Source organism: Roseibium alexandrii DFL-11 (assembly GCF_000158095.2).
In the GTDB taxonomy this organism is placed as follows: domain Bacteria; phylum Pseudomonadota; class Alphaproteobacteria; order Rhizobiales; family Stappiaceae; genus Roseibium; species Roseibium alexandrii.
On record NZ_CM011002.1, the window covers coordinates 428,414 to 440,268 of the forward strand.

Sequence of the window (11,855 nt, forward strand, 5' to 3'; positions counted from 1 at the left end):
ATGCCGATCTACTCACTGGATGGAGTGCGCCCGCAGGTTCCGGACGCTGGGCGCTCTTGGGTTGCGCCGACCGCAACGCTGATCGGCGACGTGCATCTGGAAGAAGCAAGCAGCGTTTGGTTCGACGCTGTTTTGCGCGGGGACAGAGAGCCAATCAGGATCGGCAAGCGGTCCAATGTTCAAGATGGCTGTGTGTTTCACGCGGATCCAGGCTATCCGCTCACGGTCGGAGCCAACTGCACCATCGGCCACAAGGTCATTTTGCACGGCTGCATAATCAACGAAAATTCCCTCATAGGGATGGGCGCTACGGTCCTGAATGGGGCCGTGATCGGTTCCAACTGCATAATCGGCGCAAATGCTCTCATTGCCGAAGGGAAGGTTATTCCTGACAACTCATTGGTTGTTGGTGTTCCTGGAAAGGTCGTTCGCGAGCTGCCAGAAAGTGCTGCGGCGGATATTCGAAGATCAGCTGACGGTTACGTTGCCAACTGGCAACGGTATGCGGCCGGTCTGGTCGAAGTCTGAACAGTCTTCCATACCATCAGTCCCAATACCGGCTCTCATTTCTATCTATTCTGCGCCGCTGAAGCTTTCAGGTTCCAAAATAGCGGGAACCGGCCTGCGGGGGCGGGCCGGTTCCCTGGATCCGGTCGTGGTAGGGATGGGGAGGGTGGGGACGCGACCGGATCGTCCTATCGGCCCAAAATCAGGCCAATTCCCGAACTAGTTCGAAATGCTGCTGACTGTCGTCACGCGCGTATCCGAGATCCCGGTCCATTTGACCGGTGAACTTGCTGATTGCCGTTTGATGTAGCGATAAGGTGTGGAGTACCAGGGCAGCACGGCTTCGATCTGATTATCCAGGATCATATCGCCGTGGTCCGTTCGGACAGTCAGAACAGCGTGGCCACCATTTTGTATGTCCTTTGCGACCGTGATCAAAAGAGCGCTTTTTGGCCACCCGGCTTCTATAAGCACACGTTGTTTTTCAAGAACGTATTCCTCGCAATCACCGTATCCGTCCACAGGATAGGTCCAATACTCCTCTTTCCCAAAGAGGTCGGCATCGGTCATCGGGCGGACTCGGCGATTGACGTCCGCGTTGATTGCGATCAGCTCGTTCCACCGATTTTCGGTCAGTTTGACAACCACCGGCTCGTAGCGTTCATTCTGGCAAGCCCAACCGTTGTCACGGCAAAACTGCCGGTGCCCGATTGGCGCTTTGACCGCGGTTTTCATGTCCATAAAGCGGCCAGGATCGGCATGCGCGGTTGGCGCTAGTCCGAAGAGTCCAAGCAAGACTGCAGTAGTAGATAGAAATTTTCCAAGAGTTTTCATCGTAACGCCCTCCCCAAGGCTGGCATCACGATGCATTACTGTTTTTTACTTCACGGAAATTGAGGTGATAAACTTGTAGTATTATTTGAATTTATTTTGATTTTTATTTTAGTAATACTTGAAATGAATTTGAATCAATTTCGAGGAAAGTTTGAGTCAAATTTTATCGATCCTCTGTAAGTCGCTCATTTCGTGATAGTTCCCCTTAAAACCGGAAATAAATCGATGGGAGGTCAGTTCGTCGAGGCAGGCTTGCTGATTCCGAAACACTGCGTTTTTTCAGCCGTTTCGGAGCTTGAAAAAAGTTGAAAAAAAACGCGTTGAGGCTGCCCGGAACTACTCGGCCAGTGTTTTGAAGACCTGATTATGGCCAGGTTTATCGCAGCTGGTCGCTTTGGGAGGAGGCGAGTGTACGGACTTGCGCGCGGGCGGAGATCTGAACAAATCTAACCGCTAGCTTGCGCGTCTTCACAGAAGCCAACTGTCGTCAATCCTCGGGAACTGCCGTCGGCAGTTGAAGGGTGAAACTCAGGAAAAGGACGATTTATTTGGATTCTGGCGTCGTAATGTGGTGTTCGAGCAGCTCGCGGCTTTGAACCGCAGCAAACTCGACCGCAATCCCGCCTTCTATCTGGCGGACCACACGGGCCCGCATCTTGCCGAGCGTAATTTGATCGCCCATCTCGGGCAGAATATCCGTTGCTATCGCGGCACCTGAGAGGGACACATCGAAAATCCGGCAGACATGTTCCGTTCCGTCTGGAAGGATCATCTTTGTCATCTGGTTTTTCGGAACGAAGCGGTCATGGCGGCGGTCTTCAGGAAGGTTCAGCTCATCGCGGTTGGCGAGCCATGTCAGAACGTTTGCGATCTTGTCCCGCTTACGCACGGTGTTGCGCAGCTCGACCGCAAAGCCGCCGTCAATAAGCCGGGAAATCCGGCCCTCTACGCGGCTGAGGTGATCAAGGTATGCAACGACGCGTTCGCCGACTTTGCCAGAAACTGGGGTGATCATTGCCATGCCACCTGGTGACATGTCGATCACCTGGCACGGATACTCTCTGCGGTCTTCAAGCATGAAGCGGCCAAGTATATTTACCTGAACCCGTTGATGGCGCCGGCGGTCCGTGACTTGAAGCGATTTGCTTCCCTCTGGTGCTGCTGTTGCCAATCCGGCGCTCATGCCTGCAATGTCCAAACCTGTGCGTCTTGCAACGCACTTTCCCCGATCGTGCAGAGAATCATGACAATCCTCGCAAGCACTTTAGGTGCAATGGGGTTAACGATGTGTAAGAGTGTACCCTACACATCGCCCAATACTAAGGGTTTTGACCGGGCTGTCAGGATTTGCCGCCGGAATAGACTGTCAGGTGGCCAACTTGCCGTTCTGCTCCGTGCGGAAGAACTGCAGCACCCTGGGGGAGAACCGGGGTACGCATAGGCATGTCTTCTGCTGTGAAGCGGGGCATGATCGGATTGATATTTGAATGGCTTGCGCCAGTGAAATACGGACGCTCATCCGGCCACACCAACCGCAGGCTGCTGATGGACTGTCTCAAAACCGGATGCAGTCCTATCCAATAGGGCTTATCCATTGGGACAGCGCTTCCAAGTATCCGGATGCGGCCTTCACCCGGAACGTTGAGTGGAACAAGCAGCATTTCCATCTGCAGTTCCTGTTCACGTTCCGTATGCCCATTGATCCCAACCACCGCGGCAGCGCCGTCTTCGGTGATGGCTGCGATCAGGCTTTCCAGTGCTTCACGGTCCTTGGTATCCCAACCCCGAAGAAAATTGCGGCCTTTCAGTTCCCGGCAATGAGCAGAGCAGAGGCGCGTCCCGGCAAGGCGGTAACGCACATCACTCGGTCCATTGGTCTCCAGGATGAACGTATCCCCAAGCAAACCGCGGATTTCGCCCGGATCAATTTCGCTCCGGTTCGGAGCGGGCCGAGCTCCGCGCAGAGAATCCCAATAGGAGTATAGTGTCTGGGTCACGCCATGTTTCATTTGACTTGCCTTTCGTCCCACTCCGGAGCGCTGTTTCGTCTCAAGACAGTAACTGTTTCAAAACGGGACGCTCCGTCATCCGTCCTTTTGTTTGCCTCCTACTAAGCAGGGGGTGTGCCAAGTCGCTGAAAGCATGAAAAAATCGTCATGCAACACTTTGTTAAGGTTAATTCTTCGTAAAGCTTGCCAGCGCAGAGTGTGGCTGGCAAATTCCGATCGTCTTCAGGGCATGTGGTTGGTAAAACCTAAGCCCGTGTAAGCGCGAAAAACTTCGAAAGTGGCGTACAAGAACCCGATAACGAAGAGGCGATTGCAACAAGACACCTCAATTTGGCGCGTGGGGACGCGACCTTTTGCGGGGGGCTCAACGAACGCCGGTTATCGTTTTGATAGCCGGCGTTTTGTTATGTGCTGACAAGGGCAGGGTCAAAAACGAACCAGCGCAATGGCGTTCACCATGTTTCTGCAAGCGTATGCGATTGTTGACCGGCGCCCTTGTTTTGTCCCGTTGCCGGGCTACAAAGTCTGGACATTGAGATGCGAGGTTCCATGAACGTTTATCAGTTTGATGAGGAGCGCAAGCGCCGCGACGAAGAGACCAAGCAGCGCGAGCGCGAGCAACGCCCATCCGAGCCTCCGGCGCTCAATCTGCCGGCCGCGATTATCTGGTTGAGCGTTGCCCTGATCGCCATTCATGTCGTGCGGACCTTTGTCATCCCGACTGGCTGGAACAACATGATGCTGTACTTCCTGGCATTCTGGCCGGTGAAATATACAGCGCTGAGCAGTCTGCAGGCGATGGACCTTGCGTCCAGCATCTGGGCTTTTGTCAGTTATAGTTTCCTGCATGGCGGTGCCATGCACCTGACGTTCAATCTGCTCTGGATGGCGATCTTCGGCAGCGCTGTTGTACGCAGGTTTGGACTTGGGCGGTTCCTGGCATTTTCTGCTCTATGCTCTGTTGGCGGCGCGTTTGCACATCTCGCGACGCACTGGGGCGAATCTGCGCCCATGATTGGCGCGTCAGCTGCCATATCAGGCCATATGGCGGCAGCTATCCGGTTTGTTTTTGAGATGGGCGGACCGCTCGGAGTTTTCCGCCGGTCCGATCGAGGTGCTTATTTTGTAGCTGCGCAGCCGCTCAGCGAGTGTTTCCGGAACCAGCAGGTTTTGGTCTTTGTCGGCGTTTGGTTTGGATTGAACATATTCTTCGGACTGACAAGCGGCGGGCAGGCAGGGTCCATTGCCTGGCAAGCGCATATCGGCGGTTTTGTAGCCGGATTGGCTCTGTTTCCACTCTTTGATCCGGTCCCGCAACGGCGGGGTTCGTGACGAGCATCCTCAAGGCTTTGCGTTGCCATATTTTTTTGCCATGATGCGGTGATCAGGGAGCCGGATGCGACCGGTCCTTGGATGCAAAGGGAGGTTTGCTTACATGACCGTTGCCGCAATCATGAAGACGAAAGGCCACGACACCATCACGGCGGATAAGTCCGCACCGGTGAGTGAGATCGCTGAAATTCTGGCGAAGAACAAGATCGGCGCCGTGGTGCTTTGTGATGGAGACCGGCATATCGAGGGCATTGTCTCGGAGCGGGACGTGGTGCGCCTTGTCGGTCTGCAGGGGGCTTCAGCGTTATCTCAGCCAGTATCATCAATCATGACCAAGGATGTGATGACCTGCACTGAGATGGATGCAGCTAATGAGGTCATGGGGCGCATGAACCGGGGCCGGTTCCGTCACATGCCGGTGGTTGAAGACGGCAAGCTGATTGGGGTCATCTCCATCGGCGACGTCGTGAAACACAAGATCGCCCAGGTCGAACACGAAGCTGAGCAGATGCGCAGCTACATCACGACGACCTGACGCTGCTAGCTACGACATCGTGCTAAGTCAAAACGGCTGACTCGTTGGTCAGCCGTTTTTCTAATTCTTTCCGTAAACTTTCTTGGGATCGTAGACTTTCTCTTTTTCTACGTTTGCCAATCGGACGGTGCCATCTGATGTGTTGACAACCTTCCGGAAAAAGCAGGACCGGTAACCGACGTGGCATGTCGCACCGTTGCCTTCCACGGTCACTTTCACGACCAGAGCATCCTGATCACAATCGGTGAGGATTTCCTGCACCTTCTGGATCTGGCCGGATGTTTCGCCCTTTTTCCAGAAGCCCTTACGAGACCGGCTCCAATACCAGGCTTCTCCGGTTTCGATGGTGCGTTTCAAGGCTTCTTCATTCATGTAGCCGACCATCAGGACTTCAGATGTTTTGAAGTCGATCACGACAGCTGCAATCAGGCCGTCCTGGTCGAATTTCGGCATTAGCCGATCACCTTCTTCGACCGTCGCTTTGTCAGCGCGTTCGGAAATAATTAAATCAGACATGTAAACTCGATTTTGGCCACCCAAGGATCTGGATGGCCATTATAGGTATGATTATCCGCGTACCAAGGTCATGAACTTGGCTTGTTCGGCCGGATCGTCTTCGAAGATGCCGGTGAACTGCGTGGTGATCGTGGAGACACCGGGTTTTTGAACACCGCGCATTGTCATGCATTGGTGTTCAGCTTCCATCATAACGGCAAGGCCACGCGGCGCCAAAGCGTCGTCGATGGTAGACGCGATTTGCGACGTCAGGTTTTCCTGGGTCTGCAAGCGCTTTGCAAAAATGTCGACAACGCGCGCCAGCTTTGAAAGCCCAACAACACCTTCTGCCGGGTAATACGCGATGTGCGCTTCACCGACAAACGGCAGCATATGGTGTTCGCAATGCGAGTGGAATGGAATGCCGCGGACAAGAACGATGTCCTGGTATCCTCCGACGTCTTCAAACGTGCGCTCAAGATGCTCGGCCGGATCCTCAAAATATCCGCCATATAACTGTGTGATTGCTTTCACGACACGCTTGGGCGTGTCCAGCAATCCTTCGCGTTCCGGGTCGTCACCGGTCCAGGCGAGGATGGTCCGCACAGCAGCCTCTGCCTCTTCACGGCTCGGGCGTTGAAGTTGATCCGGTGTTTTACGTTCGAATGTTTTTCCGACCGGCTTTAGGACAGCGTCCATCGGGATCCTCGCGATTTTACCCTTATCACTCGTCATACGGCATCCGCTCTGGCTCAGATCAAGAGCCTCGATCAAAAGGGCGCGGAGATGTAGCATACTCCGCACGAAAAGCGAACGCACAGTTTCTGAGCGGGTTAAGCCAGCGTCAAGCGCCGATCCGGCACCATTTCATCTGGCTGCGACCACTCTGCCCCTTGCGAAAATGCTGTGGCGTCTGATCTATATATATAAAAGAAGCGTGCCGACAATGCGGCACCTGCTCACTAGCTGTCACGAAGAGGCGAGAATGCTCGACGACATCTATAATGCAAAGATCCTGGAGTTCGCCGGCAACATTCCACGCGTTGGCCGGCTTGAGCATCCGGACGGGACGTCCAAGGCGCATTCCAAGCTGTGCGGGTCGACGGTGGTTGTCGATTTGTGCGTCACGGATGGTGTGGTGACGGATTTCGCGCACGATGTTAAAGCCTGCGCGCTCGGTCAGGCATCGTCGTCCATTTTGGCGCAACATGTGGTCGGCGCGACTGAAGAAGAGTTGCGGGCCTTAAAGACAACCATGCATGCCATGTTGAAAGAAGGTGGGGAGCCGCCGGTTGGCCGGTTTGAGGATCTGAAGTTCTTGCTGCCCGTTCGTGAATATAAAGCCAGGCACGCATCGACGCTTCTAACGTTCGATGCAGTTGTGGGCGCGCTTGATCAAGCTGCGGCTGATACAAAGGCCGACGGCGCAGCCGCATAAGCGGTGCCAAGCAGTGGGCCTGATACCAGGTAAGTCCCCTAGATGTGTTCAACCTGCGATCATAAGCCGGATCAAACCCGAAGGCTTTCAACAGCCGGATGGGCCGCAATCGGACTGATCTGGATTTACCGCCACACTCTGTCTCTTTTCATGGGGCGGACCTGCCGGTATGCGCCAACCTGTTCCGACTATACGGACCAGGCCATCCGCAGGTTCGGTTTTTGGGCTGGCGGCTGGCTGGGATTGTCGCGGATCCTGCGTTGTAACCCTTGGGGTGCATCCGGATTTGATCCGCTCCCGGAGACACTTCCAGACACTGCAAGGTGGTTTATGCCCTGGCGGTATGGCCGCTGGACGGGCGACCATATTCCTGAAGAACATCGAATGGATTGATTTGAAACGAGAATAACGTCTCGTTAAGAAAAGGTTGAACTTACCTAGCGTGAGTGCAAGTCTTTCTGACTGACTTCTACTGAAGGAGAGGGCGGATGGACGTGCAGGACTTTCATTTTGTAATGATCAAGCCGACCCACTACGACGACGACGGCTATCCAATTCAGTGGTTGCGGTCGGCCATTCCATCCAACACGCTGGCCAGTTTGAACGGGCTTGCCGAAGCGGCGCGCGAGCGCGACGTACTCGGCGAAAAGGTCAGGATCCATCTTCACACGTACGATGAAACAAACAAACGCGTTCGCCCGCAGAAGATTGCGCAGGATATCCGCCGCAGGGGCGGCAAAGCCCTGATTGCCCTGGTTGGGGTGCAATCCAACCAGTTTCCAAGGGCAACGGACCTTGCACGGGAGTTCATGCGCGAGGGGCTGCCGACGGCGATTGGCGGGTTTCATGTTTCGGGCTGCATTTCGATGCTGGACGACATGCCGGAAGAGATGGTGGCGCTGCAGGAAGAGGGCGTTTGCTATTTTGCAGGCGAGGCAGAAGAGCGGCGCCTCGATCAGGTTTTCCGGGACGCCTTCAATGATGACCTGAAGCCACTCTACAATTTTATGGCGGATCTGCCGTCGCTTGAAGGAGAGCCGACGCCGATCCTGCCGACCAAGCACATTCAGTTCACCGCCGGGTCGCATTCCAGCTTTGATCTCGGGCGGGGGTGCCCGTTCCAATGCTCCTTCTGCACGATCATCAACGTGCAGGGGCGCAAGAGCCGGTTCAGGTCCGCCGACGATCTGGAGCAAATTATTCGCGACAACTATGCGCAGGGCATCGACCGGTTCTTCATCACCGACGACAATTTCGCCCGCAACCGCGAGTGGGAGCCACTGTTCGACCGGCTCATTCAGTTGCGGGAAGAGGAGAATTTCGACATCAAGTTCATCATCCAGGTGGATACGCTCTGCCACCGGATTGAGAACTTTATCGAAAAGGCCACCCGGGCCGGGGTCAACCGGGTGTTCATCGGCCTTGAGAACATCAATCCCGACAATCTGCTCGCTGCAAAAAAACGGCAAAACAAGATCACCGAATACCGGCAAATGCTGCAAAAGTGGCGTGACCACGGCGCAACCACCTATGCCGGATACATCATCGGGTTTCCGGGAGACACCAAGGAAGCCGTCTTGCGGGATGTCGAAATCATCAAGAAGGAGTTGCCGCTCGACCTTCTTGAGTTCTTTTTCCTGACGCCTCTGCCCGGCTCGGAAGATCACAAGGTTCTGCTTGAAAAGGGTATCTGGATGGATCCGGATCTTAACAAGTATGACCTCAACCACCGGGTCTCCCATCATCCGAAGATGAGTGATGTTGAATGGGAGGAGGCCTATCGGGAGGCATGGTCGAGCTATTATTCCGACAGCCACATTGAGACGGTTCTCCGCCGTGCGGCAGCCCACAAAACGGGGCGGCCGGGCAACAAGCTGTTCTTGATGATGTGGTTCAAGTTGATGATCGAGTGTGAGGGCGTTCATCCGCTGGAGGGCGGGTACTTCCGGCTCAAATTCCGCAAAGACCGGCGCAATGGACTGCCAATTGAAAATCCGCTTGTCTTCTATCCGCGCTACGTCTGGGAGGTGATCTCCAAACACTGGGCATATGTGTCCGCGGTCTGGCGGGTTCACCGGATCTACCGGAGGGTGAAAGCGGCACCCGGCCGGCGCACATATTCCGATGTGGCGATCGCCCCGATGAGTGCTGACATGGAAGAGGATCTGGCGATGATCACGGAAACGCGGGGCGGAAAAGACGCTGTTGCCAAATCCGCCCGGGACGCGTCCATCGTCAAGGCCGCGAAGAAACGAGCGCTGGCCTCTTAAGGAACAGAACTAGGCCTGGTGGTAGCTTTTCTCTTTCCGAAAGAACGGCAAACGCCATCCAAGTGTCATGCCCGCTGCCGCCAGCATGATCACCGCAACGCCGAGGATCTGCACGGTTCCGAGTTTCTGTCCCAGAACCAAATAGTCGGTGACGTAGGCGACAGACGGATAGAGAAAAGTCAGCGCGCCCTGAAGGTCTGTTGGCAGTTTCTGCACCGCTGAGTACAAGATCGTGTACATCATTGCTGTGTGCACAAAGCCGAGAGTGAGCAGGGAAGCCCAAGCAGTGCTTTGCGATGGGAGGTCCGACACACTCGCGAATGGGGCAAGCAGGATCGCGCCTGCTGAGACCTGTATCAGCGCGATCAAGTGTGAGGGGATGCCGCTCAGTTTTTTGGTGACAACAACAGCGACGGCCCAAAGAAACGCAGCGCCGATGGACAGGGCGACACCGACGGCAAAATTGCCGTTCGCATAAGCCAGTTCGGGTTTTGATTGCGCGATCACCACGACACCACAAAAGGCGAGACCCAGCCAGCACAGCTTTCTGAGCGTCAGGTGTTCTCCGAAAAAGAGCACGCCAAAACACACCAGCATGAAAGGCTGCGTGTTGTAGATGGCCGTTGTAAGTGAAATGGACGCATGCCCGATTGCATAAAACAGCATAACCCAATTGGTGGTCAGTGCGATGCCGCCCAAGACCGCCAGCAGAAACTGCTTCGGTGAGATTTTGAATGCAAAAGCGCCTTTGAGGGAACATATGAGTGCTAGCCCGATAGCGCCGAACAGACAGCGCCAAAAGGCGACAGTGACCGGGCTTTCTCCGCTAAAAACGACGAAAATGCCCAAGGTGCCAATCAAGGTCATCGCGAAGGTCATTTCCAGAATGCCGGTGGTTCTTTCTGACATTTAAGCAACTCCTATCAATACGCTTTCAAGGATCTGCTGTTTGGATGAGCTTCTCCATATGATATAAAAGGTGTTATCCGTAGCTTGCCTCATAATATTAGGTAAAAGACCCAATTGAGTTTAGAGAGAAAGATATGGACGCCCAGGATCGTGAAATATTGAAAATTCTGATCGAGGATGGCCGGTGTTCGATCAAGGACATTGCCGTCAAGGTTGGTTTGTCGTCGCCAAGCGTTTCGGATCGGCTCAGGCGCTTGCAGGAATGCGGTGTCATCCGCAGCTTTACGGCCGATGTTGACCCCCGAGCTCTCGGATACGCGCTTCAGGCGATTACTCGCGTCCGTCCGTTGCCGGGAAAACTCCATATCGTCCGCGAGTTGCTGCAGGAAATTCCAGAGGTCGTTGAGTGCGACAAAGTCACAGGTGACGATTGTTTTGTGGTGCGGTTGGTGATCCGGGAAATCGAAGAACTGGACAGCATCCTTGAACGGATCACGGACAAGGCTGAAACGAGCACGTCGATCGTCAAATCCCAACCGGTGCCCCGGCGAGTGCCCTTAGAGTTTTAGCGGCCAACGGTGCCTTGTTCTGCGTGACGTTTTCCAAACCGGAGCCGTTAACGCTTTAGAACGCTAGCCGTCTTAAGATGTTTTTGAATTCGCCCGCGATCAGGGAACTCTCTGGCAAGTCCAGGCTGGCTTGCCGCTCAAAGGCACAGTGTTTTGCTGAATAGGTTCAAATCGTTTTTCACAGTCTCGGGAATGTTGAGCCTAACGTTCCTGCTGGCGCCGGGCTCTCTTGCTGCAGATGGCTGTAACAAGATGACCGTTGCAGCCGCCGAGATTCCGCATTTTGTTGAGAGTGAGAGCGAAGGGGAGTTCGTCGTTTTATTGCAGTCCGCGGCAAAGCGTGCGGACTTGGCTTTGGACATCAGGCTTTATCCGAAAAAACGCGCTCTCGGATTGTTTCAGATGGGGGTGGTCGACGCGCTGATGCCCCATTCCAGTGCTGGCGCGGATGTCGCGTCCTACAAATCACTGCCAATTCTAACGAAGCGCGACTTTGCGTTTGTTCGAAAGGGTGGCTCGGTGCCGTCGAGTGTTTCTGATCTGGAAGGCCTCCGGATCGGCTTGACCGCCCAATACGCCTATCCGAAATCGCTGACGGCCAACGATGAAATCGACTTCAGCCGCGAGCCAAACTCAGATCTGGACAATATCAGAATGTTGTCCGCGGGCCGTCTGGACGGATCGATCATCGAAGAGCAATCCGGCCTGAGGGCAATTGCAGAAGCAGGTGTCGACAACATCGTTTACGATGAAACCAGCCCGATCAATGAACTCAGCGTCTGGATCCTGTTCGCCAAAACGGAGTGCGGCGCGCTGCATGCCGAAAAGATCAACGCAGCTTTCCGGGCCATGATCAACGACGGAGAGTGGGCTGCAATCAAGAAGGCTGATCCGCCGAACGGATAGGTATCTGTTTCTCTGATGCTGCGGATTGTTCCAGACGATCATCTCGCCGGT

The 11,855-nt window shown here is 54.7% G+C and carries 14 protein-coding genes; 8 read left to right on the plus strand and 6 right to left on the minus strand.

The genetic code is table 11. From position 1 onward, the window contains the following. Positions 1-528, plus strand: a complete 528-nt coding sequence (locus SADFL11_RS02000; RefSeq protein ID WP_040450769.1) for a gamma carbonic anhydrase family protein — start codon at positions 1-3, stop codon at positions 526-528. A 198-nt stretch (positions 529-726) separates the two neighbouring features. Here the strand turns inward: SADFL11_RS02000 and SADFL11_RS02005 are convergent, their stop codons facing one another. From SADFL11_RS02005 to SADFL11_RS02015, 3 genes are all read right to left on the minus strand, one after another. Continuing rightward, entirely contained in the window at positions 727-1,341 is a 615-nt protein-coding gene (locus SADFL11_RS02005; RefSeq protein WP_040452251.1) for a transglutaminase-like cysteine peptidase, read from the minus strand. Positions 1,342-1,885: 544 nt separating this feature from the next. Further along, positions 1,886-2,524 (minus strand): PilZ domain-containing protein, encoded by a 639-nt coding sequence (locus SADFL11_RS02010; RefSeq protein ID WP_008195637.1) that lies wholly within the window; start codon positions 2,522-2,524, stop codon positions 1,886-1,888. Between the two features lie 157 nt (positions 2,525-2,681). After that, positions 2,682-3,338, minus strand: coding sequence for a PAS domain-containing protein (locus SADFL11_RS02015; RefSeq protein WP_208981212.1), 657 nt, complete (start codon positions 3,336-3,338; stop codon positions 2,682-2,684). A gap of 561 nt (positions 3,339-3,899) precedes the next feature. Between SADFL11_RS02015 and SADFL11_RS02020 the strand changes: the two genes are divergently transcribed. Then, a complete protein-coding gene (locus SADFL11_RS02020; RefSeq protein ID WP_134852872.1) occupies positions 3,900-4,682 on the plus strand; it encodes a rhomboid family intramembrane serine protease in 783 nt (260 codons plus the stop codon). Positions 4,683-4,785: 103 nt separating this feature from the next. Further along, on the plus strand, positions 4,786-5,217 hold the full coding sequence (locus SADFL11_RS02025; protein ID WP_008190618.1) for a CBS domain-containing protein: 432 nt from the start codon (positions 4,786-4,788) through the stop codon (positions 5,215-5,217). Positions 5,218-5,277: 60 nt separating this feature from the next. Here SADFL11_RS02025 and hisI read toward each other — a convergent pair whose 3' ends face one another. After that, positions 5,278-5,733 carry a phosphoribosyl-AMP cyclohydrolase gene (gene hisI / locus SADFL11_RS02030; protein WP_040450767.1) on the minus strand — a complete coding sequence of 152 codons (456 nt, stop codon included), beginning with the start codon at positions 5,731-5,733 and terminating at the stop codon, positions 5,278-5,280. 51 nt (positions 5,734-5,784) lie between these two features. Next, on the minus strand, positions 5,785-6,411 hold the full coding sequence (gene folE / locus SADFL11_RS02035; RefSeq protein ID WP_040452249.1) for a GTP cyclohydrolase I FolE: 627 nt from the start codon (positions 6,409-6,411) through the stop codon (positions 5,785-5,787). Between the two features lie 286 nt (positions 6,412-6,697). On the opposite strand from folE, the gene SADFL11_RS02040 reads away from it, so the two are divergent. The 3 genes from SADFL11_RS02040 to SADFL11_RS02050 all read left to right on the plus strand — a co-directional run bounded on the left by SADFL11_RS02040 (position 6,698) and on the right by SADFL11_RS02050 (position 9,420). Then, complete coding sequence (locus tag SADFL11_RS02040) at positions 6,698-7,150, plus strand: iron-sulfur cluster assembly scaffold protein (RefSeq protein WP_008195066.1); 453 nt, start codon at positions 6,698-6,700, stop codon at positions 7,148-7,150. 42 nt (positions 7,151-7,192) lie between these two features. Next, entirely contained in the window at positions 7,193-7,543 is a 351-nt protein-coding gene (yidD, locus tag SADFL11_RS02045) for a membrane protein insertion efficiency factor YidD (RefSeq protein ID WP_008194939.1), read from the plus strand. A gap of 95 nt (positions 7,544-7,638) precedes the next feature. Further along, positions 7,639-9,420, plus strand: coding sequence for a B12-binding domain-containing radical SAM protein (locus SADFL11_RS02050; protein ID WP_040450766.1), 1,782 nt, complete (start codon positions 7,639-7,641; stop codon positions 9,418-9,420). Between the two features lie 9 nt (positions 9,421-9,429). Here the strand turns inward: SADFL11_RS02050 and SADFL11_RS02055 are convergent, their stop codons facing one another. Further along, positions 9,430-10,329, minus strand: coding sequence for a DMT family transporter (locus SADFL11_RS02055; protein WP_008191019.1), 900 nt, complete (start codon positions 10,327-10,329; stop codon positions 9,430-9,432). Positions 10,330-10,463: 134 nt separating this feature from the next. Here SADFL11_RS02055 and SADFL11_RS02060 point away from each other — a divergent pair, with 134 nt between their 5' ends. Next, the gene (locus tag SADFL11_RS02060) at positions 10,464-10,898 is read left to right on the plus strand and encodes an Lrp/AsnC family transcriptional regulator (protein WP_008195928.1); all 435 of its coding nucleotides are present in this window, start codon (positions 10,464-10,466) and stop codon (positions 10,896-10,898) included. A 192-nt stretch (positions 10,899-11,090) separates the two neighbouring features. Continuing rightward, positions 11,091-11,804: a substrate-binding periplasmic protein gene (locus SADFL11_RS02065; protein WP_008193832.1), complete on the plus strand. Its 714-nt coding sequence runs from the start codon at positions 11,091-11,093 to the stop codon at positions 11,802-11,804. Positions 11,805-11,855: the final 51 nt, after the last annotated feature.